Source organism: Secundilactobacillus collinoides DSM 20515 = JCM 1123 (assembly GCF_001435975.1).
GTDB classification, from domain to species: domain Bacteria; phylum Bacillota; class Bacilli; order Lactobacillales; family Lactobacillaceae; genus Secundilactobacillus; species Secundilactobacillus collinoides.
In genome coordinates this window covers 107,254-134,170 of record NZ_AYYR01000009.1, presented here as the reverse complement: position 1 = coordinate 134,170, position 26,917 = coordinate 107,254, and the positions used below count along the sequence as shown (strand labels likewise).

23 protein-coding genes are annotated in these 26,917 nt (G+C 47.0%); 11 read left to right on the top strand and 12 right to left on the bottom strand.

Annotated features, from left to right (window positions below; all coding sequences use genetic code 11):
* The first annotated feature begins 208 nt into the window (after positions 1 to 208).
* Positions 209 to 541 carry an ATP cone domain-containing protein gene (locus tag FC82_RS01515; RefSeq protein ID WP_056996017.1) on the top strand — a complete coding sequence of 111 codons (333 nt, stop codon included), beginning with the start codon at positions 209 to 211 and terminating at the stop codon, positions 539 to 541.
* A 392-nt stretch (positions 542 to 933) separates the two neighbouring features.
* On the opposite strand, the gene spx is transcribed toward FC82_RS01515, so the two are convergent.
* Entirely contained in the window at positions 934 to 1,329 is a 396-nt protein-coding gene (gene spx / locus FC82_RS01510; protein WP_054762700.1) for a transcriptional regulator Spx, read from the bottom strand.
* Between the two features lie 498 nt (positions 1,330 to 1,827).
* Here spx and FC82_RS01505 point away from each other — a divergent pair, with 498 nt between their 5' ends.
* From FC82_RS01505 to FC82_RS01495, 3 genes are all read left to right on the top strand, one after another.
* Complete coding sequence (locus tag FC82_RS01505; RefSeq protein ID WP_056996016.1) at positions 1,828 to 3,978, top strand: cation:proton antiporter; 2,151 nt, start codon at positions 1,828 to 1,830, stop codon at positions 3,976 to 3,978.
* A 725-nt stretch (positions 3,979 to 4,703) separates the two neighbouring features.
* Positions 4,704 to 6,104: a glutamate decarboxylase gene (gad, locus tag FC82_RS01500; protein ID WP_056996099.1), complete on the top strand. Its 1,401-nt coding sequence runs from the start codon at positions 4,704 to 4,706 to the stop codon at positions 6,102 to 6,104.
* Between the two features lie 749 nt (positions 6,105 to 6,853).
* Positions 6,854 to 8,416, top strand: coding sequence for a bifunctional metallophosphatase/5'-nucleotidase (locus FC82_RS01495; protein WP_054762685.1), 1,563 nt, complete (start codon positions 6,854 to 6,856; stop codon positions 8,414 to 8,416).
* Between the two features lie 141 nt (positions 8,417 to 8,557).
* On the opposite strand, the gene rny is transcribed toward FC82_RS01495, so the two are convergent.
* Both rny and FC82_RS01485 read right to left on the bottom strand, forming a co-directional pair.
* A complete protein-coding gene (rny, locus tag FC82_RS01490; RefSeq protein ID WP_056996015.1) occupies positions 8,558 to 10,156 on the bottom strand; it encodes a ribonuclease Y in 1,599 nt (532 codons plus the stop codon).
* A 93-nt stretch (positions 10,157 to 10,249) separates the two neighbouring features.
* Positions 10,250 to 11,194 carry an alpha/beta hydrolase gene (locus FC82_RS01485; protein WP_056996014.1) on the bottom strand — a complete coding sequence of 315 codons (945 nt, stop codon included), beginning with the start codon at positions 11,192 to 11,194 and terminating at the stop codon, positions 10,250 to 10,252.
* Between the two features lie 165 nt (positions 11,195 to 11,359).
* Between FC82_RS01485 and FC82_RS01480 the strand changes: the two genes are divergently transcribed.
* Genes FC82_RS01480 through FC82_RS01465 form a run of 4 tightly spaced genes read left to right on the top strand, consistent with a single transcriptional unit; the run spans position 11,360 to position 15,329 of the window.
* Positions 11,360 to 13,168, top strand: coding sequence for a M3 family oligoendopeptidase (locus tag FC82_RS01480; protein WP_056996013.1), 1,809 nt, complete (start codon positions 11,360 to 11,362; stop codon positions 13,166 to 13,168).
* Positions 13,169 to 13,222: 54 nt separating this feature from the next.
* Positions 13,223 to 13,642: a helix-turn-helix domain-containing protein gene (locus FC82_RS01475; protein ID WP_054759124.1), complete on the top strand. Its 420-nt coding sequence runs from the start codon at positions 13,223 to 13,225 to the stop codon at positions 13,640 to 13,642.
* A gap of 30 nt (positions 13,643 to 13,672) precedes the next feature.
* Entirely contained in the window at positions 13,673 to 14,533 is an 861-nt protein-coding gene (locus tag FC82_RS01470) for a hypothetical protein (protein ID WP_056996012.1), read from the top strand.
* Between the two features lie 13 nt (positions 14,534 to 14,546).
* Positions 14,547 to 15,329: an alpha/beta hydrolase gene (locus tag FC82_RS01465; protein WP_056996011.1), complete on the top strand. Its 783-nt coding sequence runs from the start codon at positions 14,547 to 14,549 to the stop codon at positions 15,327 to 15,329.
* Positions 15,330 to 15,381: 52 nt separating this feature from the next.
* Here the strand turns inward: FC82_RS01465 and FC82_RS01460 are convergent, their stop codons facing one another.
* Positions 15,382 to 16,047 carry a type 1 glutamine amidotransferase gene (locus tag FC82_RS01460; protein ID WP_056996010.1) on the bottom strand — a complete coding sequence of 222 codons (666 nt, stop codon included), beginning with the start codon at positions 16,045 to 16,047 and terminating at the stop codon, positions 15,382 to 15,384.
* Positions 16,048 to 16,220: 173 nt separating this feature from the next.
* Between FC82_RS01460 and FC82_RS01455 the strand changes: the two genes are divergently transcribed.
* The 3 genes from FC82_RS01455 to FC82_RS01445 all read left to right on the top strand — a co-directional run bounded on the left by FC82_RS01455 (position 16,221) and on the right by FC82_RS01445 (position 18,020).
* Positions 16,221 to 16,922, top strand: coding sequence for a DUF2087 domain-containing protein (locus tag FC82_RS01455; protein WP_056996009.1), 702 nt, complete (start codon positions 16,221 to 16,223; stop codon positions 16,920 to 16,922).
* 14 nt (positions 16,923 to 16,936) lie between these two features.
* Positions 16,937 to 17,296: a GIY-YIG nuclease family protein gene (locus FC82_RS01450; RefSeq protein ID WP_056996008.1), complete on the top strand. Its 360-nt coding sequence runs from the start codon at positions 16,937 to 16,939 to the stop codon at positions 17,294 to 17,296.
* Between the two features lie 67 nt (positions 17,297 to 17,363).
* Entirely contained in the window at positions 17,364 to 18,020 is a 657-nt protein-coding gene (locus tag FC82_RS01445; RefSeq protein WP_056996007.1) for a chloramphenicol acetyltransferase, read from the top strand.
* A 426-nt stretch (positions 18,021 to 18,446) separates the two neighbouring features.
* On the opposite strand, the gene FC82_RS01440 is transcribed toward FC82_RS01445, so the two are convergent.
* The 8 genes from FC82_RS01440 to FC82_RS01410 form a co-directional block, all read right to left on the bottom strand.
* Positions 18,447 to 19,283, bottom strand: coding sequence for an SDR family NAD(P)-dependent oxidoreductase (locus FC82_RS01440; RefSeq protein WP_056996006.1), 837 nt, complete (start codon positions 19,281 to 19,283; stop codon positions 18,447 to 18,449).
* Between the two features lie 16 nt (positions 19,284 to 19,299).
* Positions 19,300 to 20,373, bottom strand: coding sequence for a 3-dehydroquinate synthase (gene aroB, locus FC82_RS01435; protein WP_054759128.1), 1,074 nt, complete (start codon positions 20,371 to 20,373; stop codon positions 19,300 to 19,302).
* Position 20,374: 1 nt separating this feature from the next.
* Complete coding sequence (gene aroF, locus FC82_RS01430; RefSeq protein WP_056996005.1) at positions 20,375 to 21,403, bottom strand: 3-deoxy-7-phosphoheptulonate synthase; 1,029 nt, start codon at positions 21,401 to 21,403, stop codon at positions 20,375 to 20,377.
* Positions 21,404 to 21,557: 154 nt separating this feature from the next.
* A complete protein-coding gene (locus FC82_RS01425; protein ID WP_056996004.1) occupies positions 21,558 to 23,870 on the bottom strand; it encodes an FAD-dependent oxidoreductase in 2,313 nt (770 codons plus the stop codon).
* Entirely contained in the window at positions 23,863 to 24,540 is a 678-nt protein-coding gene (locus tag FC82_RS01420) for an FAD:protein FMN transferase (protein ID WP_243676638.1), read from the bottom strand. Before FC82_RS01420 ends, FC82_RS01425 begins: the two co-directional genes overlap by 8 nt.
* Positions 24,540 to 24,827 carry an FAD:protein FMN transferase gene (locus FC82_RS17290; protein WP_243676640.1) on the bottom strand — a complete coding sequence of 96 codons (288 nt, stop codon included), beginning with the start codon at positions 24,825 to 24,827 and terminating at the stop codon, positions 24,540 to 24,542. Before FC82_RS17290 ends, FC82_RS01420 begins: the two co-directional genes overlap by 1 nt.
* A gap of 51 nt (positions 24,828 to 24,878) precedes the next feature.
* Positions 24,879 to 25,640 carry a type I 3-dehydroquinate dehydratase gene (aroD, locus tag FC82_RS01415; protein ID WP_054759130.1) on the bottom strand — a complete coding sequence of 254 codons (762 nt, stop codon included), beginning with the start codon at positions 25,638 to 25,640 and terminating at the stop codon, positions 24,879 to 24,881.
* Positions 25,641 to 25,642: 2 nt separating this feature from the next.
* Entirely contained in the window at positions 25,643 to 26,890 is a 1,248-nt protein-coding gene (locus tag FC82_RS01410; RefSeq protein ID WP_056996003.1) for an MFS transporter, read from the bottom strand.
* Positions 26,891 to 26,917: the final 27 nt, after the last annotated feature.

Below are 26,917 nucleotides of genomic sequence, written 5' to 3'. Positions count from 1 at the left end.
TGCTCACTTCGCATCATATTACTTGTTTTCATGTCGCACATCGCGGTATCATGAAACCAATCAAAAATTACTAAAGTAACGCTCTGTTACTTTAGTTAAAAATCAACCTACAACATGTAGTGGATAGCATACGCTCCGTTCTATATCTTGTTGATTTTTTCAAACAAATGTTCTAAACTTAACGTATCGATAAAAAGGAGTCCTCGCCGTGAATAAGCAAAAACCGCAACAGTCACATATTCAAATTACGGTTCGTTTCGTTGAGAAGCGTAACGGCAAAAAAGACGTGTTTGACGCCCGAAAGATACTAAGCAGTCTCAATCATTTAACACACGATGATCGGCTCATTCGGCGCACAAATGCCCTTATTTTAGCCCAAATCGCTGGTTACTCTCAGATTGATACCCAGACCATCCGCCAACTTGTCACATCGACGCTGACGCAACTGGATCATCCAGAACTGGCCAAGCGGTATAGTGAGTACCATCCCTCTAACCCAAAAAACACATCTTTTAAACAATTATCCTTTTTTAATTTGTAACTATTTAAAAATCCGACCGCGATGGCCGGATTTTTTTATTTGATTTGCCGAAATGGCATTTATGGGTCAAGTGACACTGTGTTAGATTCAGGTATTTTGTGGTTAATCTAGGCGATGTTTTAGGTGTGATTTATTGTCCTTATTTTTTCACCAAAAAACGGAACCTTAGTGCTTGTTCAATCTTGCTAGAACATAACTATGCTTCAACCCGTTTTGCGCCTCTTTATTCAGACATTTGTGTACCTCGCTTACCTAGCCTAAACGTGCGTCACAGTGCAAATCCTTAACCGCCCTTGGTTCTGCGCTCTAAAAAAAGGTACCCACACCCCAACAGTGTCGATACCTCTTATGTTTCGTTATTCAGTTTTAACTCTAAAGTTCAAACAGATTGGCTAGCTCAGTTGTGCCTCTAAATCTCGTAATTCGGCTACACGCACATTGCGTGGCAAGAAGCGCCGAATTTCTTCCTCGTTGTAGCCGACTTCCAGACGTTTGTCATCAAAAATGATGGGGCGTTTGATTAAATCTGGGTACTTCACAACGAGATCGACTAATTTGCTGACTGGTAACTCATCAAGATCAATGTTCAACTTCTTAAAGATGTTAGAACGCGTCGAGATGATGTCTTCACTGCCATTTTCGGTCAGACGAAGAATTTCCTTAACTTCATCAGCATTTAGCGGATTTGATTTAATGTTTCGTTCTTTAAACGGAATTTGGTGGGCTTCCAGCCAAGCACGAGCTTTACGACTAGATGCGCTACTTGGTGCAACATATAGGTTAATCATACTAAGCACTTCCTTCATTTCGCTTTCCCCAAGCGACAAAACCATTAACCAAAAAACATCAATTTGCTCACTATCTGGTCCCCAACACCTAATAATGAACATCTTTATCATAACATATTATGAGAATATTACAAGATGATTTTTATACTTTTTAGATTGTGAACAAGGCAACATCTTGACTTGTCATTAATTTAACGAAACCCGTACTAGCGGTATTTATCGATAATTTCAGTTGTGCACGTTTATAAAATAATATAGTGAATATGTTATAATTCTCAAACCGCCGTATGACAGGGTTATTGACGGAAAATAAGTACATTTAGTAAACAAAATACCTGATAGTGTCGTACTCGGATGAACTAAATTGCCATTGGAATTTTCTTAGGCTAATATTGATATGATTAACTATGAATTTTAAAAAATTTCGTCATCGCCGTTTCTTGTGCGAAGGCTTACAATTTGACTAGTTAAACCTATTACTGAGGGGATGTGGAACAAGTGGAGATCTTTCTCACCGTCGCCCTGCTGGTGACCGCGGCCGTTGGCGCTAACATTGTCTATACAATTTTTCCACGGATACCGTTAGCATTTTATCAGATTGGGGCCGGCCTACTGTTAGCCGTTGTCCCAACATTTGAACACTTTGACTTAGAACCGGAACTCTTCATGCTGCTGATTATTTCACCGCTGATGTTCAACGATGGCCAATCGACAAACTACTCGCTGCTCATGCGTCGCATCCGCGCAGTGTTATCACTTGCTGTCGGCTTGGCGATGGTCACCATCATCGTTGGTGGTTTTATCGCGCACCTGTTTTGGGCCAATATCTCGATGGCCCTCATGTTTGCGCTCGCAGCCATTGTTGCACCGACCGATTCCGTTGCCGTGGAATCTATTACCAACAGTATCGAGGTGCCTGAGCACGTCATGGCTGCCTTAAAAAACGAATCGTTATTTAATGACGCGTCGGGGATTGTCGCCTTTTCACTTGCCATTAACGCGTTCAACACTGGTCATTTTTCAGTCGGCAGCAGCATTCAACATTTTCTGGTTGTTTTTTTAGGCGGAATCTTACTGGGCATTATTCTGGGAATCCTACTCGTCTGGCTGCGGCTATTTTTTCAACAAAAATCATTGGACATCATCGCAATATTATTACCCTTTAATTTACTAACGCCGTTTATTGTTTACCTGCTGGCGGAACACCTTGGCCTATCTGGAATTCTGGCCGTTGTTGCCTGTGGTGTCGTTCACGGCGTGCAACGCAGCCGACTGCGACTGACATCCACTGAAAATCAAATCGTGACCCGGACAACTTGGAACGTTGTCACCGACCTGCTGAACGGGTTCGTTTTCGTATTGCTGGGCGCTTCCCTGCCAAACGTGTGGCGGAACCTTTCCCGCTCAGATACCGCTGCGTTACCAAAACTCATCACAGTTGCGATAAGTCTCTATTTATTGATGTTCATCCTGCGGTTTGCTTGGAGTCAACTAAACTTGGTGCGCATGCATGATACTCGCCACAAACGTAATACGCTCAAGGAAAGCCTCGTCTTGGCACTAGGCGGCGTGCACGGTACGATCACGCTGGCTATGGCCTTTTCACTGCCGCTAACGATCAACGGCCAGGCCTTTCCGGAACGAAACGCGATTATTTTTGTTGCCGGAATTATTATTCTCACGAGTTTGATTATTCCAACAATCGTCATGCCGCTGATTTTGCCGCATAAATCTGACCCGTATACCGATGACGAGGTTGAAAAACTCGTTAACGGAATGGTCGATTTTGCCATCGATCGCTTAAAAACGACTGAGGCCAACAGCACTTTGCTAGCGCCTGTGATTGAAACGCTCAACAGCCAAAAGGGGTCACCAGCGCCGACGGATACCAAGGTGGTCCACCAGCTGCTGGCAGAGTCTGAGGAGGCCCAAACAGAAGCCATTACAGAGCTCATCGAAAACGGCACAGTGGATCGCACATTTGGTTGGAAATATAACCGGGTCCAAATGATCCAAACACAATTTGCGTTTCAGAATCCGTTTCAACGCGTCTTACTTTGGGCTAAATTAGTCGGGTACCGATTCTTTCCGGGTCTCGCTAAACACCAACGCGCAAAACAAGTTGCACATTGGCAGGCCAAAAAGGCAGATTGGCAAAAGGCCCACCCAGAGGATCAACGCGCGATCGAACCTGGTCGACAACTACCAGCTCGGCAGAACCAGTCCGACCGTTTACCAGCACCCATTCACGACGTCCACCAGCATCAAGATCGTTTTTCGCGCAAACAGATCCATAATATAAAACAAAATCAGACCTCAGAAAAGAAAAAACAGCTGCTCAACACCATGAAAGAATTGGAGTCAGCTGGTTATAACGCGGTCATGTTGTACCTCTCAAGTGTCGAAAATGAAGAGAATCGAAGCGAAATAAACGTGATTCGCCACTATTATATGGTTCGACACAATCGTTTTAGTCAATCCGACACAAAAAACGAAACGGAAAGTGAGCTTTTTATCAGGGCCTTCCAGTTTGAATATACGTATGTGCAAGGAACCGCGTCACAACAGGATTTGTCGCCTGAATTAGTTTCAACTTTGCAACAAAAAATCTCGATGGATCAGCTCGTTTATATGCAATCTAATGGGTAGTTTACGGGGTAAACCATTGCTTTATCAAGTTCAGTTACGATTTTGTTATCAGAAATTCACACTTTCTTCACATTTATCCTTTATATTAAGAGCATAGTTTAATATTTAAATTACAAATATTAAGTAAGCTTTTTCATTTTACTCCTCCAAAGTAAAATTTATATTTCCGTGAACCCCATCACGAAAATGCCTACTCCTATGTGTAAAACCTGTCCTCCCCCGGACAGGTTTTTTTGTGTCTTCATTCATCTAACCCCTGATATCACAACGTTTAGAAGTGTTCTAAACAATCAAATCACGTGCCAATAAAACCGCAACAATTCATGCTCACCATGTTGTCTTTCAGCCATTTACCGAACTATTTTTCTTGTTTTTCTGATTATTCAGGATTAAAGAACGTGTTTAAATCACGTTTTTCTCAGCAATATTTAACGTCATGAACCATCTAATATCGCTTATTTAGCTCGTGAAAACGTTATAACATCCGCTTGATCGGCAAAAGACACCATACATATTGGGTTTCTTGTCATAATTACCACCTAATATTCCTTAAAGCCTGTTAGAACGTTTTTTTGCGAGCAATACTTCGATGGCAGGCATGGGCACTTCCGTTTACAAACACGTGTTTATTAGTTACATTTAACGCATAGGCTGTTCGGCACAAATGTAACCGATTTATTGTGACGGATAGCTGATGCACACAGGAGGAGGATGTAATAATGGCAATGCTCTATGGAAAGCCCTCAGACGAGGAGAATAAGTACTTAAGCCCGATTTTCGGATCAAGTGCAGAAGGCCGCGACATTCCGAAATTCAAACTCAACGACACCCCGATCGAACCACGTGAAGCATATGAACTTGTTTCCGACGAACTGTTGGACGAAGGCAATTCGCGCCTGAACCTTGCAACTTTTTGTCAAACCTATATGGAACCAGAAGCGGAAAAACTCATGGCACAATCGTTTGAAAAAAACGCCATCGATAAATCTGAATATCCGCGGACGGCGGACATTGAAAACCGTTGTGTCAACATCATTGCGAACCTGTGGCACGCGCCGAGCGAGGAAAAATTCATGGGAACATCGACTATCGGTTCCTCCGAAGCCTGCATGCTAGGCGGCATGGCCATGAAGTTCAACTGGCGAAAAAACGCGCAAAAACATGGTCTGGACACCAATGCTAAAAAACCAAATTTAGTCATCAGTTCCGGCTACCAAGTCTGCTGGGAAAAATTCTGCGTCTACTGGGATGTTGAACTGCGAACGGTACCGATGGATGCTAATCACCTGTCGCTTGATCTCGATAAAGTCATGGACTACGTCGACGACTATACAATCGGTATCGTTGGCATTCTCGGAATCACGTATAGTGGCCGTTACGATGATATTGCCGGCTTGAATAAGTTAGTTGAAGTCCACAATCAAAATACTGATTTTCCTGTTTATATCCACGTAGACGCGGCTTCCGGCGGTTTCTATACCCCGTTTATGGAAGCCGATCTCAAATGGGATTTTCGGTTAAAAAACGTCATTTCAATCAATGCTTCGGGACACAAATACGGCCTTGTCTACCCCGGTGTCGGCTGGGTCCTCTGGCGTGATAAACAATTTTTGCCAGAGGAGCTTGTTTTTAAGGTCAGCTACTTGGGGGGCGAACTGCCCACCATGGCAATCAATTTTTCACACAGTGCCTCGCAGTTGATCGGGCAGTACTACAACTTCATTCGTTATGGCTATCAGGGTTACAAAGCCATTCACACCCGAACTCACGAAGTCGCAGCGTACCTGACGCAAGAATTACGTGAGACTGGGTTGTTTAGCATCGTTAACGACGGTGCCCAGTTACCGGTCATCTGCTACAGCCAGATACCGGACAAGACGCACGAATGGACTCTCTACGACCTCTCTGACCGGCTCTTAATGAAGGGCTGGCAAGTGCCTTCCTACCCCTTACCCGCTGACCTTTCTCAGACCGTTGTGCAACGGATCGTTGTCCGAGCGGATTTCGGCATGAATATGGCCGTTGATTTTGTGCAGGACCTTAAATCGGCAATTGATGAGCTGAACAACGCGCACATTGTGTTCCATGAATCAGAAAAGCCTAAGCGATACGGGTTCACACATTAAAGACGTGCGCCGAATCTCCCTTTTTATTGAGCTGATTTAAAATATTAAAAACGACGCTGCTTGCTAGATTCAAATTAGGATCTTAATGTCGGCGCCGTTTTTTCATGGGATTAAAACCGGTTTAACTGGCACAATGCCTGATATCAAGGGTTGTTACGCTGGCTGCATCTAAGCCAATTTTGAATAACCAGTAGTTGCTGCGACAACTGCTGTCACCATTCATCACCAGTTTTGATGCTTCAATCAGAGGAGGGCTTTATATGCGTTACATTATTTTCTTTTGTGAGCTGCTGTTAATAGTATTATGGGTCCTATTTGGACCGTCAGCACTTTGGTTAAAAATAATCGGTATTATCGTCATTATCATTTGTTCCCAAATCGCACATATTTTATTGAAGGCGCGCTGATTGGACCAGTATCAGTACTGGATATACTTCGTAAACACGATTGGGGTTCTATGTACCGACAGAAATGTTTCAAACAGGCTTCATTTTGTCGCTTTTTTCCGCATCACACTTCAAAAAGACCTTGGACACCGTCAAAAACGATTACCCTCACTCTCCATTTGTCATTGTTAGACAACTGGCTTATAATTTTATACTAAAGATGGGTCATTATCTGCTTATTGTTCACTTGATTAACGAAGGTTGTCACGCGTTGTTTGAGACATCGCTGGTAAACTCCTTTATCTCCTTGTAAGCTGTTAACGGACTCAATTTACGACGATATTTCGCCAATGGAGGTAACACATGAAACTGACCATTCTTTCGACCAGCGACACGCATGGTTTCGTTTTTCCTACGAACTACGTTAAACCTAATGCAAATATGCCGTTTGGTCTGATTCGGGCAGCCAGTGTGATTCACCGCGAACAGCAAGCTGCCACCGGACCCGTGATCACCGTGGATAACGGCGATTTTCTGGCCGGGTCGCCCCTGGCCTACTATGTTGCCCAGGTCCAGCAAACGCGCGACCCGCAGCCGCTGACGCATATTTATAACCAAATTCATTACGATATCGGCATCTTGGGCAACCATGAATTTGATTATGGCACCGCCTACTTGGAGCAGGCCATTAACGCAACGGACCGTAAGATCATCAACGCCAACTTATTAAACGGCGATGATCACCCGCTGTTTGGTCAACGTTACCGGATCATGGAATTTAACGGCGTCAAAGTGGCCATTATCGGTCTCACCACAAGAGCCGTCATGCAGTGGCGGAACCACAGCAACGTTTACGACGTTGAATTCCGGTCAGCCGTTTCCGTAGCGCGTGAACTTGTCCCGGCGCTGCACAAGATTGCGGATGTCGTGGTCGTCTGTTACCACGGCGGCTTTGAGCGCAACGTCAAAACCGGACAGCTCATTGAATCCGTTAGTAACGGCGAAAACGAGGCTTACCAGCTACTAGAAGAGGTGGATGGCATTGACGCTTTGGTCACTGGCCACCAACACCGTAAAATAGCTGATACCCTGTTTGGCGTGCCCGTCACCCAGCCCGGATATCGCGGTGAAGCCGTTGGAAAAATCACACTGACTATTGAAAAAACAAAGACCGGCTACATGGTCGTGGATCACACCGCTGAGTTGTTAGATACCAAAAACGCGCCCTTTGATGACACCATGCGTCGCGCGAGCAAATCGATCGACCAAACTGTCGATGGCTGGCTAGCGGAACCCCTGGCAAAAATCAAGGGTCACCTCACCTTTACCGATGCCGCCAAAGCCCGCATGGTCGAAACGGCATACACCGAATTTATTCAACGCGTCCAAATCGAAACCATGGATGCCGATATTTCAGCAACATCATTATTTAACAACGAGGGTCATGGTTTCGAAGACCCGATCACCATGCGCAATATCATGACCAACTACGTTTATCCGGATGGTCTCGCCCTGGAACTGATCACCGGCAGAGACCTCAAAGCAGCACTGGAACAGAGTGCCGAATACTTTATGCTGGATGACGATGGCAACATCGCGGTCAATCCCGCCTTCTATTCTCCGAAATTACGCCATTATAACTACGATATGTACGAAGGCATCAATTACCGCATCAACGTCGCCAACCCAATTGGTCAGCGCATCGACCGGCTTACCTATCGGGGGCTGCCAGTCACCGATGATCAAGAATTTAGAATCGCACTCAACCGCTACCGAGCTGGTGGCGGCGGCCACTTCGGAATGTTTTCTGCGGACAAGATCATTGCCGAAAACAAAACCCCAATGAGCCAAATCATTGCCGACTATCTGCGCCATCATCCCAAAGTCAACGCAACAGTCAATCATAATTTTGAAGTTATTCGCTAGGACACCCGTTCGTTGGGTGTCTTTTTTGGTATCCATTATTGCATGAAGTGCTGTATATCGGCGGTATGCAATAGGCCACCAGCGTGAATCTCAGTCAAAACACAAAAAAAACCGCCCTTTCAAAATGAAAAGGCGGTTTTATTAGGCGCGTTTTTTCTTTTTATTCTTTTTCTTCGTTGGTTTATCACCAACGTATTCGACAGCCCGCAGTTCGCGAATCGTGGTGACCTTGATCTTACCAGGGTAAGTCAGGTCACGTTCGATTTGGTCCTTAACGTCGTTGGTCAGCTTAGCACTGGCGTCATCGTCCAAGACTTTCGGTTGTACAACGATTCGAATCTCACGACCGGCTTGAATAGCGTAACTATCCTGAACACCGTTATGGTCGTTGGCGATTTTTTCCAAACTATGAAGACGATTGATATAGTCTTCGACTGATTCACTCCGGGCACCAGGCCGTGACCCTGAAACAGAGTCAGCAGCGGCTACCAAGGTGGCAATTGGCGAAATGGCTTCCACATCCCCGTGATGCGCAGCGATTGCGTTGATAACGAGCGGATCTTCGCCGTAAGCAGTTGCTAAGGCGGTACCGATTTCAACGTGGGTACCTTCGATCTCGTGGTCAATTGACTTCCCGATATCGTGCAACAGGCCAGCCCGCTTAGCTAACCGAACGTTTTCACTCAGCTCTGAAGCCATCACACCGCACATTTGAGCCACTTCAATGGAGTGACTCAACATGTTTTGACCATATGACGTCCGAAACTTAAGCCGGCCAATCAATTTCATGAAATCAGGATGCATAAAGCCGATTTTCAGCGAACTGACAGTCTTTTCACCAGTCTGTCGCAGGTCTTTAAGCACGTCGTTTTCGGCGGTCAAAACTTGTTTTTCGATGTTAGAAGCCGTGATCTTGCGCGACGCTAAGAGACTTTCAATGGCAATCCGTGCGGTTTCTCGCCGGACCGGATTGTGGGTACTGATAATCAAAACATTGGGCTGTTCGGTGTCAAAGACCAAATCAGTCCCAGTCAGTGATTCCAGCAATCGAATGTGTTGACCGTCACGTCCAACGAGCTTTGTTTTCGTATCGTTGGTCGGCACCAGAACGGTATGTTCCGCGTGTTCTCGCGGCAAATCAATCGGCCCGCGTTGAATGGCTTCAATGATTAGATTGCGGGCGGTCTTGTCCGCGGAAGCTTCTGCGTTGTCCGTGAGTTCACGTACCGTGGCATCCTTTTCGTTAGCCAGTTGCTGGGTCGTTTCATCGCGAATCATCTGTTGGGCAGCTTCGGGTTGAAGTTCAGCCCGTTCAGCAATGGCGTCCTGCCGCTTGTGAGACAGTTCTGAAGCTTCGTGCCGCTTTTGTGCCAACAGGTTACGTTCCGCTTTAACTTCATTGTTGGTGTCATCAATTGCCGATTGCCGCTGATCCAAACGTTCCGCCATTTGATCAAGGGACGTCTTGCGTTGTTCTACCCGGTTGACCCGGTTAGTCACATCCGTTTGCTGATCCGCAATCTCGGCTTCACTGTTGTCGCGCTCATCTTGAATAGTCGTTTTGGCTTTGGCAAGGTAGCGGGCTGCTTGTCGTTTGCCGTCCGCTTGAGCCTTTTCCCGGAGTGCCTGAGCCTGTTGCTTCGCGTTAGCAATCTCGGTATTGTACTGACGGCGACGACTCGCCCCGCCAATGACAAAACCGATCACCAGCATGATAATGATAAGGCCTGTAATAATCAAAACGGCACTCCTTTCTTTTTAATGATAAGAGAATCACAGTCATCCTTATATTATACGCCAAAACGGTGCATTACAAAAGCGACGACTTGCAAATTACTTCATATACTTATCCAGAAATTTTTTGACCGTTTTTGTGTACAATTTCGGCGAGTGAGCGTAGGATTTCGCATGCTCAGCGCCCTTAACCAGCAGGAGCTGTTTTGGACCCTTATCAGCCTTGTACAATTTGTACACCATGCTGGTCGGCACGAAGGTGTCCTTGGTGCCGTGGATAAACAGCATCGGTTTATGATTTTTCTTGACCTGATTCAGCGCACTGGCCTGCTTGAAGGTGTAACCGTTCTTCAGGTAGTTGATTGCGCTGACGACGGGCACCAGTGGGTACTGGGGAATGTTGTACATGGACTTTGCCTGGTAAACGATCTCATCGTAAACGCTGGTATAACCGCAATCCTCGATAAACGCTTTAACTTGTTTGGGCGTTTTTTCGCCACTGACCATCATCGTCGTGGCACCGCCCATACTGGTCCCAAAAACAGTGATTTCAGACTGTTGGCCGTTTTTATGAATGACCTGTTTGATCCACTTCAAGTAGTCTAGCCGATCGGGCCAGCCGTAGCCGATATAATTCCCCTGACTGCGGCCATTTCCGCGGTCATCCGGTAGTAGAACGTTATAACCGAGTTCATGAAACAGCCCAGCATATGCGCCCATGTTGGCACTGCTGCCGCCGAAACCGTGAGCGATCACAATTGTTTTCGTCGTTTTCTTGGCTGCCGGAACATAGCTGGCAACCAATTTCAAATGACCGGTGGCTGACATTTCGTGCCAAGTATATTTTTTTGCATGCTTGTACCACAGTTTTTGCGTCCGGTTCGGATCGTTTTTCTTAATGGTCAGTGAAGTGTTTACGAACCCCTTCTTGCCCCGCGCAACCGCCATATTATAGAAGTAATAGCCGGCACCCCCGATGCCGATACAGATGATAACTACAGCGGTCAGAAGGCCGATGAGCCAATATTTTTTGCGTTTTGTCACAGTGTTTTCCTCTTTCTCTCGATGGTTAATGTCCTTGATTATTCGTTGTGTTTCTAGGTCACAATTAGTAAGTATACCGCACTTGATTATGGTGATGCAAAACGGGTTTGCGGTCAAGGTCTGCTATACTATAAGCAAGATTTTTTTGTGAAAGGACTGCTTAACATGACCTATAAAATGAATTGGGATCTCGAATCGATTTTTGCTGGTGGCATCCACTCTAGTGCCTTGAATCAGCGTTTGACGACGCTCGCTGAACAACTTACCACCTTCCAAAGCCAATTAACTGCCTATGATGCAGGCAAAGATGCACCCCGTTATCCGGCATTTAGCCAACTTACCGATACGTTACAAAAAATCGAGGCAGGTTTGTTGCAAGCCGATGTGTTCGTGACCGGTCAGGCCTCCGATGACATCACCAACGCGGACGTGAAACCCGTGGCCGCCCGGGTTCAACAACTTGAAGCTCAGGCTGACATCGCAGAAACTGCATATAAACAGCTGCTCGTCAATTTTACTGACACGCAATTTCAACAGTTGCTGGCTCAACCCCAGATGCAGGCACTCACCTTCAACCTCACGGAGTTTCGCCAACAGGGTCAAGAACTGCTGCCACCGGCACAAGAAGCCTTGATCACCCAGTTAAATATCGACGGGTTAAAAGCCTGGTCCAGCCACTATGATTCATTAGTAGCAACGATTCAAGTCCCATTTCATGATGCAGACGGAAATTCCGTCACCCTGTCTGCCGGCCAAGCGGATAACCAGTTGCTCGGCAATCCCGATCCGCAGTATCGTGCCGAACTGTTACCACAATGGGAAGCAGCTTGGGCTGAAAAAGAAGATCTGTTTGCCGACACACTGAATCACCTGGCTGGTGCGCGTTTGACTGACTATAGAGCTCATGGCACCACGGATTTCTTGAAACGGCCGCTTGAAATGAACCGGCTCAAACCGGCAACGCTGAAAACTATCTGGCAGGTCGTTGATGCGCATAAGCAGCCGCTGCTCGCCTACCTGCAACGCAAAGCTGAATTAATGGGCAAATCGCGGGCCGGCTGGGAGGATGTGGAAGCGCCGATTCACGTTGGTGATTTTAAACCGCACACGTTTACCTATGACGAAGCAGCCGATTTTATCGTTAAACAATTCGGCGCGTTTTCGCCAAAGATGGCGCAGCTCGCACAATACGCGTTTGACCACCAGTGGATCGAAGCCGAAGACCGTCCCAATAAACAGCCTGGTGGCTACATGGAATCCCTGCCGGAAACTGGTGAATCCCGAATCTTTCTGACCTTCACCGGCTCCGCCAACGATGCCTCGACCATCGCCCACGAACTGGGTCACGCCTTTCACAGCAGCGTCATGACTGACCTGCCGTTCTTCCGTCAGGACTACGCAATGAACGTTGCGGAGACTGCCTCAACGTTTGCCGAAATGATCGTGGCGGATGCCAATGTTCGCGAAGCCAAGACTGATGCGGAAAAATTAACCTTGATAGACGCTAAGATGGTCAACCCGCTAGCTATGTTTCTCAACATTCACGCCCGCTTCCTGTTTGAGACCCGCTTCTATGACGCACGTCAGGACCACCTGCTGACGGCTGAAGAACTCGACAACATGATGCTTCAGGCGCAAAAGGATGCGTTCAACAATTCCTTGAGCAGTTACTCCCCTCATTTTTGGGCCACGAAACTGCACTTTTATATCGATGACGTACCGTTTTACAACTTCCCCTACGTCTTCGGTTACCTATTCAGCCTCGGCATTTATGCTCGCGCACAACAATCCGGTGATTTCGAGGACCAGTACATCGCTCTGTTACGCGACACGGCCAATATGAGCACGGAAGATCTCGCACAAAAACACCTTGGTGTCGACTTGACCCAACCCGACTTCTGGGAGCAGGGTGTGGCGCTTATCGAAAAGGATATTGATGACTTTATGCAACTTAGCGAGACTTTATTGAACTAACCCGCCCCTATCTCGTTCATCTCGCGGTATAATAGAATCAGAGAGGTGATGCACATGTTTCCAGAACGACTTCGGGTACTGCGACGCGGTCAGGGATTGACCCTAAAAGCCCTCGCAACCGGACTGAATAAACTTGACCCAGATAGCGGCCACCCCAACACGTCAGCCCAAATCGGCAATTGGGAACGCGGCATCCGGGTGCCTTCCTTCATGGAAGTGCGCAAGATTGCGGAATTCTTTGATGTGACCATGGACTATTTAGCGGGCAAGTCAGAGCGAGACGAATATGATTTAGGCCGGCTATTTTTATCAGGTAAGGAACTGTCGTTTAACAAATCCCTGTTAACCTCAGAGGATCGTTATGAGATCTATCAATTGATCGATGGCTACCTGCATGGTAAGGAACGGCGGACATTGAATCAGCCGCAGAACCAACAAGAATCTTTAGACTTACACCTAGACGGCCGCGATTAACGGTCGTTTTTAGGTTACGGAGGATAACTGATGAATCCGAAACAACGAAAAAAACTGTTAAAACAGGCCAAGAAAAATAAGGCCACAACAAACGCCAAGACACCGACTAGCTACATTGCCAAAATTTCAGCTTATTTGGAACTGTTTAACGATTATCCAACAGTAAAAGTGCTGATCAACAACGTCATTGCGGCTGATCGGTTATTGAAACAGGGATTGTTGCCCCAGACCTTACCAGAATTATTACTGCCAGACAATATTCAGGACACGATTTTTAAAACCGTCAATGAGACCTATCCCGCTGGCGACCCTCGCGGCGATAAGGTCTGGAACGAATTATCGGGAGCGTTACCTGATTTAGACCAGCAGTTACGCGGCTTTCGCGACTACTTAGAGGACGAATACGGTATGTGGGCTTACATCTCAGCCCCGTTTGCCAAGGCACTTGCCGAATTCATCAACGGCCGACCAACGCTGGAAGTGATGGCCGGTAACGGTTACGTGTCCAAGGGACTGCATGACAATAAGCAGACAGTCATCGCCACCGACAGCAAGGATTGGACGGCCGAGAACGAGACCGGCCGCCACCCCGTCACTGAAATTGAGCAGCTGTCGGCTAATGACGCCTTTGACAAGTACCACGACCAGGTGGATGTCATCGTGATGGTCTGGTCACCAGATGGGTTGCCAATTGATTGGGAATTGCTGCAAAAAATACGGCAGTCTGATAAATCCTTCGATTTCGTGGTGGTGGGCGAAAAGAATGGTGCAACCGACTCGCAAGAATTCTGGGATAACGCAGAGTTGCTCGAGTCGCCGGCCATTACGGAATTGAACGCTCATTTCCGGGATTTTGATTTGATTCATGACCGCGTTTATCTTGTAAAATAAGGAGCGCTGAAGTATGACAGAAAAGAACATCGAAGTATTACGGGACAACTTAACCATCCGTGGCACGCTACTCACGCCTGACGATGCGACAATTTATGACGTTGCCATTTTAATGCATGGATTTACCTCAAACCGAGGATTCACACCTGACCACATTCTGTATAATTTAAGTCGAAAACTGCTTAAACATGGAATTGCTTCACTGCGGTTCGATTTTAACGGCCACGGTAAAAGTGATGGTAAGTTTGAGGATATGACCGTGCCAAACGAAATTTCGGATGCTGAAGCTATTTTAAGCTATGTGCGGAAATTACCAGAAGCGCGCCACATTTATTTAATGGGTCACTCGCAAGGCGGTGTGGTCGCCAGCATGCTTGGCGGTTTGTATCCAGAGTTCGTCACTAAAATTGTGTTGATGGCACCGGCAGCTACCCTGAAAGATGATGCCATTGAGGGTGTTTTGCAGGGCACTACCTATGATCCAAACCATGTGCCAGACAAGCTATTAGTGCGGCCAGATGAGGGGTTAAGTGTCGGCGGCGCATACCTCCGTTCGGCTCAAGTGCTGCCCATTTACGAAGTCGCACAACGGTATCACGGCCCGGTCACCATCATTCATGGCGACCACGATGTCGTTGTGAATATCAAGGCCTCGAAACGTTATGAGGCCGTTTACGAAAACGCGACGCTTCATGTGTTAAAGGATGCGGATCACAGTTTCATTAACGCATCACGCGAAGCAGTAACTGATTTAGCAACTCAGGCCATTGTTAAGCAAGTTCAGCTCAACCATTAGTCTAAACAACCAAAAATCCACCAGTCAGAAGACTATCTGACTGGTGAATTTTTTATGCGTTCAAATAATCAAGGAGCTTAAATACCGTTTCTTCATTATCCGCAGGAACTGGGGTATCAAGAATATCCTGCGGCGTTTCATTTAGAATGGATCCCGTTGTATAGGCGCCATCGTTGACCACCATTTCCCGCACATTGTCTGCCAAAGGTTCGAAGTGAAACTGCAAGCCGATTGCTTCATGTTCGATAACGAAACCCTGATTACGCAGACCTTTACTGGAATACAGCAACTCAGCCTCATCCGGTATCTCGAACATTTCCTGATGCCAGTGCAATACCGTAGAAGTTGCTGGTAACCCGGGGATAACCTGACTTTGCAGGGTTACAGGCGCCCAGCCAACTTCCTTCACCGGCGAGGCGTGGACGGCGTACCCAAGTGTTTTAGCGATTTGCTGAGCGCCGTAACAGGCACCAAAAATTGGTTTATGCGCATCTAAAAGTTGTTTGATCAAGACCCTTTCCTGTTTGATCCAATCCAGATCATCATTGGGGCTCATCGGCCCACCAAGCACGATCAGCATGTCGGTCTCATCCGCGGTCGGCAGAATCCCGTACTGGTATGGGTGATAGACGTACATTTTGTGTCCCCGTGCTTGGGTCCAAGTCTGGATTGCACCGGGGCCTTCATTCGGGGTATGTTGCAGCACATTCACACGCATTGATCCATCGCTTCCTTCTCTGATATCTTTACTGCATGGTAGCACACATTCTTTGTAACGAAAATATGTCACGAGGATGGCATATAAATAATGACAAATTCAGTCAACAAAATAAAATGTGTTGACAATATCTGTAAACAATATATAATTACATTTTGAATTGAGGTGTTAACATGGATTTTCCAAACTTAAACATAGACGAACTCGTTCAAGGTTATCATCAATCAGGTCCTCAGATGCAGTGCAACTACTGTTCTGCCACCTTTACCGACGCCGCGGAAATGGCGGCTCATCTTGAAACGATCCACGATGGGGCACTGACCGCACTGCTCACCGCTGACACGAAATACAACACACTGACTGACAATCAAAGCAAGCTGTTACAGGCGTTCAGCCGCAAACAAAAGGACCAGACAATTGCTGATCAGCTTGAAGTTAGTGCCTCAACCATCCGGCACCAAAAATTCACCTTCCGCGAGAAAGCCAAACAAGCGCGCTTTTATCTTGCACAATATCAGGCTGTTTTTGGGGTTCAGTCCACTGAAGACTACTTGCCGATTCCACCGATGGCAACCGATAACGATGACCGTTTCCGCATTACAGAGACCGAATACGCAAAAACCACCCAAAAATACTTCGAATTCACCGATGGGGGCCTTGTGCTAACACGTTTACCCAAGGGTCAAAAAAAAATCATCACCCTGCTCTATCGTATCAGTGATGAATTCACTTTCAATACCAAGTATGCGCAACCCGATGTTGATGCAAAACTCAAAGCCATCTACTTCGACTACGGCATCATCAAGCGCTACCTCATCGACTACGGCTTTCTTGCCCGCACTACCGACAATCGTACCTACTGGCGCATTTTTTAAAGGAGTTAACCATCATGACCGACCATAAAGCGTTAAAAGACGCCTATAAACTGCAACCAACTTACTACGGCGTGATTCAAATCACAAATACCGTCAACCACAAAATCTACATTGATACCGTTCCGAACACTAAAAATCGCTGGAACTACTACAAGTTCAATCTCAAAAACCACATTTACGGCCACTCACCGTTGCAGGCCGACTGGGACACCATGGGTGAAGACGCCTTTACCTTCGACGTGCTCTGGGAAGAGAAAACAGACGACGTGGTCAACCTGCGTTATGAATTGCGGGAACTGAAGAAAAAGTGGTTTGAGAAACTGCAGCCCTTTGGTGACAAAGGCTATAATACACCGCTCAAGGAACTGAAATAATAGTTGTGAGCCAAACGTGACAAAGCAAACACGACACAAGCACCGCCAACAAAAGGAGTTAAAACAAATGACGACCAACTTTACCCCCATCGACATGCAAACCTGGCAACGAAGAGATTACTTTTACTACTTCACCAAAATGATGCCCACCGGCTTTAACGTCAATGTGGACGTCGATATCACAGCGAGTTACGATGCCGCTAAAGCTGCTGGCTACCGATTTTTCCCAGTCTACTTGCATTTGATCACCCGCCTGATCAGCGAACAACCAGAATTTATGATTGCACAACGTGGAGAACAACTGGGTCATTATGATCACCTGACACCGGCCTATTCTCTATTTCACGAAGACGACCACACCATCTCTGGTATCTGGACGGCCTATGATACCGATTTAGCAACGTTCAATGCGCATTATATGGCCGACAAAGAACGTTACAGTAGCCAGCATGGCGCCGTAGCAAAGCCCGACCAGCCGGAGAATGCCTACATGATCAATATGAACCCATGGCTGCATTTCAATAACTACACGCCGCTGTCATTTAACGGTCTGCCAAACTATCTGCCAGTAATTGAAGCTGGCAAGTACGTGATTGAAAATGACCGCCGCGTAATGCCTGTCTCGTTCACAATTCACCATGCCGTGGCCGACGCTTGGCATGTGAGCCATTTTTTCGAGAAGTTGCAGCGAGCGCTGAATACGCCCGACACTTGGTTAAAATAGAACGCGCGGTGCAAACCGTTTTTTCTTCCAGAATATAAGCGACCCCCACTAAAACCCCGAATTTTGAGTTTTGGTGGGGGTCACTTATATGTCCGAAAACAGCCGTTTAATGTACGTTTGGGCTAGATATAAACCAGCAGCACTAAAGTATTAGGCATGTTGATAGTTAATATAGATTATTGGGCAGTTGTTTGATTCCAGCCGTTGTCCCAATGCTTCTGGATACCGTTTAACGACCGACAAAACTGCATTCAAGCACGCTCACCGGAATCGTAAAGTCACCTTTACACAACCTTTACATGTTCCACACATCGCCTTTACAAACTTTAGTTAAACTATGATCACCAACCAATTAAAAAAGCGATCACCAATAAAGACTATCGTGACCGCATGTGTTTCAAAATTTAAAAACCGATCTCTCGAGAATTATTTGGCCGGATGGTGCGCAGTCGCATATTCTCTTCTGCCACCAGGCTTTGGAATCATATCCTGCAACATCACACCGATACCACCGTCAACGGTTAATTCAGCACCGTTCGTGTAATCCGACCGGTCGCTTGCGAGGAACAGGACACTGTTTGCAATATCATCCAAATTGCCAATTCGACGGTTGGCAACTAACCGGGTGCGGCCATTCTCCACTTCCGGATCAGCATAGAAACTTTCCGACATTGGTGTTTTCACCAAGCAGGGCAACAGACAGTTGCTGCGAACCCCGAACCGGCCCCACTCTGCCGCAATCTGTTTTGACAGCATATTCACCGCAGCTTTAGTGGTGCTATAAGGACCACTATAAGTCTCAGGGAAGTACGATGCCACGGTTGAAATATGGACCATGGTGCCCTTCTTTTGGGCAATCATTTGCTTACCAAACCGCTGTGACATCAAAAAATAACCGGTAATGTTAATGTTCAGCGCCGTTTGCCATTCATCCAAGCGCAGGTCTTCCAGGGGCGAGGAACGCAAGATAGCGGCGGTGTTCACCAGAACATCGACACTGCCGAAGACGGTAACCACTTGCTTAACCGCATCATCCACCTGGGCTTCATTGGTGGTATCGCAAGTCAGGGCCAGTGTTTTAACGCCGTACTTAGTCGCGAGTTCATTCGCGTAAGCCGTGACTTTATCTGCCAGCAAGTCAACCAGCACGACATTGGCACCTTGTTTTGCAAATTCCTCGCAGATTTTGGTACCCATCCCGCCAACGGCACCGGTGACCACGCATACTTTTCCCGTTAAACCTAACCAATTGTTATCTGCCATGTTCAAGATCTCCAATCTAATCTTCTGATAGTTTCAAAAATGACGCAATTTGCGTGCTTGGAATTGAAACAATTTGCGGGTCCCCAATTTTTGTGATGTACACCAAGTTAAGGTGGCCGTGCCGATTCTTCTTATCGTTTTTAACCTTATCCAACGCAGCGGGTGATTTCAGCAGTGGCGAAGTAATCGGTAACCCAACCGCTTGTAACCGGTCGCGGAGCGTATCCGTGATACCTGCCTGTGCATCGCCGTTGTTCTCGAAAATCTGCATGATAGCAACCATGCCGATACTGACTGCTTCGCCATGACGTAACCCGCCCTCAGCCAACGCTTCAACCGCGTGGCCCAGCGTGTGGCCGAAATTCAGCAACTGCCGTTGGCCGCTTTCCTTCTCATCACCCATGACGATGTCCGCCTTGAACTGAATGGAACGCGCACTGAGTTCAGTTGCGTGCGTCATGATATCTGCCGGTGAATTAATGGTTTCGATCAGTGACCAGAAATCACCACCGACCATAGCGGCTGTTTTGGCAATTTCACCGTACCCTTCAACAAGGTCACGCTGTTTCAATGTTTGTAACGTTTCTGGGTCAATGATGACCAGATCCGGCTCATAAAACGCACCAATAATGTTTTTGATGCTGTCCAAATCAACGGCAGTCTTACCACCGACTGAACTATCCACTTGAGCTAACAGCGAGGTCGGCATTTGAATGAAACGGATCCCGCGCATGTACGTTGCCGCCAGCAAACCGGTCAAATCACCTGTCACACCACCGCCTAAAGCAATCACACCATCATCGCGATTGAACGCGTCTGCGGCCAATTGTCTGGCAAGGTCACCCAGAACCGTCAGTGACTTAGACGCTTCCCCAGCTGGAAAATCATAACAAAACACTTGAAAGCCAGCCTGCGTCAGACTATCTGCTACCTGTTTTTGATACAGCGGAGCAACGTTACTGTCGCTGACCAGTGCAATCTTCCTTGGTGACCAAACATCCGCCACCAGTTGCCCTGCTTGTTGCAGTAAACCCGCTTCAATTTTAACCAAGTAATTCTTGTTGGTAAGTTTGACATCCACAGTTTTCATGTTAATGCCTCGTCTGCGGTTCTGTCTCAGTCTCTTCTTCATCCATCCCAAACAATAAATCATGGACGGCAATAGCCTTCTCCGCCAGGTCTTTAAATTCGTCAGGCTTCAACGCCTGCGCCCCGTCTGAAAAAGCGTGTGCTGGATCATCGTGGATCTCCACTACTAAACCAGAAGCGCCGGCAGTGGTCCCAGCTAACGCTAGCGGTGTCACAAACTCAGTATGCCCGGCAGCGTGACTTGGATCAATGATGACCGGATAATGGGTCAATTTTTGAAGAACAGGCACAGTCCCAGCATCCATGGTATTTCGGGTGTACTTATTATCAAACGTCCGAATACCGCGCTCAGTAATCATGATGTTGTGATTACCACCCGCTGCGATGTATTCCGCAGCGTTCAAGACATCGTCAACGGTGGCGGACATCCCGCGCTTTAACATCACTGGGATGTCAGTCTCACCCACTGTTTTCAACAACGAGAAGTTCTGCATGTTTCGGGCACCAATTTGGAAAATGTCAGTATACTTTGCGACCATCCCAACGTGTTCATCGTCCATCACTTCAGTCAGGACGTCCAAACCATATTCATCGGCAGCATGCCGCAGATACTTCAAACCATCTTCACCTAAGCCCTGGAAAGAATAGGGCGAGGTGCGTGGTTTAAAAGCCCCACCGCGCAGGACTGTTGCGCCGTTTTCCTTAGCAACACGGGCCATTTTCAAGACGTGCGCTTGCGATTCAACGGAGCAAGGCCCCGCCATCAGCGTGAAGTTGTCACCGCCAATTGTGCTGTGCTTCGTATGAATAATGGTATCTTCAGGATGAAATTGACGACTGCCCTGAACGGCCTTGGGTTCATCGTTGATCAATTCAGCAACCGCCGCCTTTTCCGACCCGAGCAGTTCGTCTTCAGAGATACCCGCAATGGCGATCCGATTATCATGGACGAACACATCATGGTGATCACCAAAATGATGCTGTAATTCAGTAGCAACAGATTCTTGATCCGGTTTCAATACAATTATCATTCTATAGATTTCCTCAATTTTCTTTATATTTTCTATTAATGGAAGAGGAGCTGGCAATAACATTGACGCAACGTTATCACCACCTCCTCAAATTTTGTAAATCATCGAAACGTGTTTAATTATTATTTAGCGATTATCTGTTAACGGCAGCTGCTTAAACTTCCTGCGCTTTTTTATCTTCATCGGCGCTCTTCATTGCAATAAACTGCAGGAAGTTACCGAAGCACTGCTTCAAGAAACTGACACTGCCTGGATCGTTGATCGTGCCATTGTCTTCAAACTTAGTGCCAGCTTGTGGCAGCATGAATTCATTACCTGGCAGTACTTGTGCGTCAACACCCGGTGCATCGAGAATCTGACGCAGGTTCATCTGGGCCCGGACAGTGCCTTGAATGCCGAGTGATGTCCCAACAATCATGATCGGCTTGCCCGTGAATGGGTGTTCTGCACATGATAACCATTCGATGGCACTCTTTAACGCTGCTGGTACCGCGTGGTCATATTCAGGTACACCGATGATAACGCCGTCCGCATCGTCGATTTTTTGTCCCAATTCCTTAACGTTAGCGGGTTCGTCACTGACTAGATCTTCATTGAACAGTGGCAAGTCCTTGATTTCGCAAAGATCGATGTCGGCTTGGTTATCAAACAAGTCTTGCATTGCGGTCAGTAACTTCCGGTTATATGACTTTGAAGCGTTAGTGCCAACAATGGCAACTAGATTGACCGCATCTGGGCCTTCTTCTTTAAGACGATTCGCGTTTTGACTGGCTGCATCACCGGCAACGTATCCAGAAGAAATCCCCCATGAGTTCATCATACTTGGCATTGAATCGTGGCCATTGGCACCGCCGACAACTTCACCAGCAGCAAAGTAGTTGGCAATCGGTTGATCATCCGTGTTCACCAGTTGCATCTTGTCGGCATTAACTGAGTAGCCGCCCAAGGTCGTTGCAAACCGGCCACGTTGTTCAACCATGTAGAAGGTATCCCCTTCAAACGCGTGCAGGTATTCTGGCTGCCGGTTGAATTCTGGGTCCTTACCGTCCTTAGCATAGCCTTGGTAGTTTTTAACCGTTTCTTCAAGACTAGCAACATCAACGTTAGCAGCCTGGGCGACATCTTTAAGTGAGCCCTTAACAAACAACGGCTTCTTGTCCTTGTTGTCGAAGAATTGCTTGATTTCTTTTTCAGTGAAATCATGCAAGACCAAAAGTTTGTAGACTTCTTTCCAGGTCCGTTCGTCCATTAACATGTAAGCGATACGGTCTGGTTGTTGCAGGATAGCATCCCGAAAATCTGTGTAAACGGCTGATTCGTTAACGATCCGCTTTCCCTTTGAGTTCACGTACAGGGCACCTAAATCGGTGGCTTCCTTAGAAGCATACGTAGTCAGCTTAGCGATACCTGGTTCAGTTTCCACACCGTGTGGGTAGATTTTATACCAACCCATGTTGTGAGATTTCAAGTTTAAGTCTTTGTTGAAGCTGTAGGCATCACCAGTAGACGTCATTGGACCGTAATAGTCAATGCCTTCACTTTCAGCACCACGCATCTTTTGGTTGGCACCGTAACCGCCGGAAGCCAACACGATCGAGTGAGCCTTGATCTTGAAGGTTTCGTTCTTGGCTTCGGCCACTAAACCGGTCACAGCACCTTTGCTGTTTTCGGTCATGTTTTCGACCCGGGCACCCAGAATGATCTTGCCACCCTTAGCTTCAAAGGCCTTTGAAACCTTGCTGATAAATTCAAAACTTGATGCTGATGGTAATTCAATTTGCCGTTCAACGGAGTGTTCTGGCGTTTGCGTCTGAGCTTTTTGGTAGTGTAAGTCAGCAAAGTCACTGATAAAATCGATGGCTGGACCGATGTTATTAGCCATCAGCTTAGTTAAGTCTGTCAAGTTCGTTTCACGTGATTCACGGGCAACATCCTGTGCTAACCGAACTGGCGTGTCCTCAGTGTGGCCGAGGGCTTTTTCGGAAACTTGTGACCCTGTACCAACAACGTTTGACCCGTTTAAGATGGTGGCACCACCCATGTAGCCATTCTTTTCAACTAAGATGACACTTTGTCCTTCAGTCAGAGCACGGGCACCAGCAACTAAGCCGGCTTCCCCGCCGCCAATGATGACAACGTCTGCTTTCAGACGGGTCGTCACATGGGTTGTTTCTTTCTTTGGTTTTGGTGTTAACTTAACGTCCTTGTCGTCAGCGATAACTTCCTTAGCTGAATCCAAGATGGCTTGGGTCATGACTGTGGCACCGCTGATTGCGTCAACGTCAAAGGACTGTTGTTCAATGATGTTGGTCTTTAGCTTATCGATGACTTGGTTGAAGATTCCCGATGTTTCAGAATGCTTTAGGATCTTCAAATCTTCAAGCTTGTTGTCGTTAACGTCGAGTTCGTAGTTGATGATACCGTTGTGGCCCATTGCGGAACCTTTGATTTGTTTTTCGTTACTCATATGAAAACACTCCTTTATCTATGACTGTTAAGCCGCTCGTATGATGAATGGCATTGGTTTGATCGATAAAAATTGCTTCGACGCCCGTCCGACCTTCCGCCAATGCAAGTCCACGTTCACATCCCTTAAAGAAGCAGACCGTCGATAATACTTCGGCAAGTTCTGAATTCTCGGTAATGATGGTGACCTGCTGCACGTCGTTTGCAACGGGAAAGCCGGTCTGCGGATCCAATATGTGGTGGTAAGTCCGGCCATTAATTTCAAAATGGCGTTCTCGGATACCTGAAGTGACAAACGTTTTCGCAGTGGTTTGGACCTGAATACGTGGCCGTCCCCGTTGCTGTTGTGGATCCTGAATGCCAATCTGCCAACGACCATCAGTAGTAATGGGATTGACCCCTAGAATCTGAACGTTACCGCCGAGGTCGATAATGGCACTGGTAACGCCCTGATTTCTAAGTTGCTGACTAATGTGATCAGCAAAGTAGCCCTTAGCTATCGCGCCCAAGTCGAGTTCCATACCCGCTTGTGCCAAGTAGACGGAATGCTCATTAGCATTGAGCACCACGTCCGCTGAATTAATGAGCGCCAATCGTTTGGCAATTTCGGTCTTATCCGGCACTGAATCGCCGCCAAACCCGATTTTCCATAACTTGACCAGCGGCCCCATCAGAACGTTGAAACTATCCGCATGCTTGCGCGTATATAGTGAATGGCGTCCTGAATCAGTTCATAGGCGGTGTCACTGACTGTTACCGGTGCATCGCCCGCTTCCTGATTAATCCGCGATAACTCTGAATCACCCCGGTTCGCCGAGAAAACGCGATCCATTTGGGCTAAATAATCATAGACGCTTTCGACAGCGCCCTGATTTTTTTCAAATAACGTTAAAGAGATGATCGTGCCCATCATTGAAAACTGCGACACATACTTTTTTTGACTGGTATGATTCTGCATGGGTTTGATCACCTCCTTAGGTAGATACTATTCAGTTTGGTAAACCTTGGTTTAGCTTAACTTGAGATCTTCAAGTTCAACCTTTAAGTGGTCCAATGCAACTTGACCAGGGGCTGATGCTGCACCAACGGTACCGAAACTGAGACTTGAGCCAAAGACTTCACCGGCCATCCGGGAAACCTTACCAAGGTCACCCATAGACATTGTGATAATTGGCTTGGATAACGATAAACTAGCTCTATGAGTAGCCTTCAGGAGAGTGATGACATCCTGGACTGAATTTGGCATAACCGCCATTTTAGCAACGTCGGCGCCGTATTCAACCATGCTGGTCAAACGACCAACAATGTCATCTTCCGCTGGAGTCTTGTCAAAGTCATGATTGCTCATGATAATGACAACCTTTTGAGCATGTGCTTTCTCAATAATCCCTTTAACAGCTGATTCTTCGTGGTAACGTTCAACGTCCAAAGCGTCAGTAAACTGACCGGCAATGACGTTTTCGCAGACTTGGAAGTAGCCGGCATCGTCTAAGACGAGCTCGCCGCCCTCACCGTTTGTCCGAAAGGTGGTTAATAAGGCTAAATCACCAATTGCATCGTGCAGTTTCTTACCCGTTTGGGCCAAGGCACTTGCATCTAACACACCTTCAAAGAAGTCGATCCGCCATTCAACCACATCGGGTTGGGCAGCCTTGATATCGGCTGCTTGGGTGAGAATATCTTCTTCTGTTTTACCGGTAATCGGCACGGCAATCTTTGGCCGGCCACTGCCAAGAACGGTGTTACCTACTTTAACTGTTGGGTTTGCCAAGATTAAGCAGCTCCTTCCTGTGCTTCTTCATTAGTTTTAGAATCTGAATGTTTAAATAAGTGGTAATAACGAACAGTAATGATTGTTGTCACGATGAATCCGAGGGCTGCGATGATGATATCGAACAACCAGATATTTGCCAAGTTGGTGGACATCATCCCAGTAAACAACGGGATGGTGAATGATGCGATTGAACCAGCCGTATAGAAGATCCCGGTAATCGTCCCCTTGCCTTTCGGGAAGAAGGATGACATAACGGTCAATGCCAATTGCATGACCCCGCCGGCGGCTGAGAAGCCAACGACGAATGACATGATCGAGCAGACCATTGCGGTTGGGAACAGGTACATCAACAGCAGTGCGATGAATGAGATAGCAGTGTAGATTGAAAGGAATTGAATTTCCTTAACAGCCTTCTTCGCGAGGGCTGCGGTCACAAAGACACAAACTAGGGATCCAACACTATAGTAACTCACGAGGGCCCGCGAACTGGTATCACCCATGTTCGCAATCGATGCCCCGTACTGGCTCAGCCATTGACTAACCAGGTAGAACGTTGCTTGAGAAATGTAACCATATAGGATGAACAAAACACCATCGAACCAAATGTTGCCTGGACTCTTCACATCAGCAACACTTTCCTCTTCCTCTTTTGCCTTTGCTGCAGCAGCTGCCTTGGCATCAGCATTAGGGGCTGGAAAACGACCTGCGATCACCATAAAGATGATGTTCAATAGTAAGATTGCGATACAGATGACGAATGACCAGCCGTACCAAATGTTGCTGGCAACTAAGAAGCTGACAAACAGTGGCAATGCGAACTGACCAGCTGAGATAAACGCCTTAATGATGACGTTTGACGTCCCTTTAGCGTTCGGGAACATTTCCATCAGTGCTGGATAAGTCCCGGAATCAAGGAACGAGTTCGCCATCCCAGCGATGATCCCGAAGATGTAGGCCACCACGATTGAATGGCTCAGCAGAATTCCGGCAAAGAACAGCAGGTAGGTGGTTGCCCCCAAGACAACGAACGGTTTCCGGCCAAATTTATCTGACAGCATCCCAGAGACCAGTAACACGATCAGACGGCCAATCCCAAGTGATGAAATCACCACTGAAACGCCAGCTGCGTTCGTCCCCCACTGTTTTGCCAAGAACGTCATGTTTTGTGCTAACACGATAACCCCGATACCATGAACGAAGTAGTTCATGTACAGGCTGATCGCCGTTGGCATATACTTGTTTTTCATAATGAATACCCCTTCAACAATTTACTG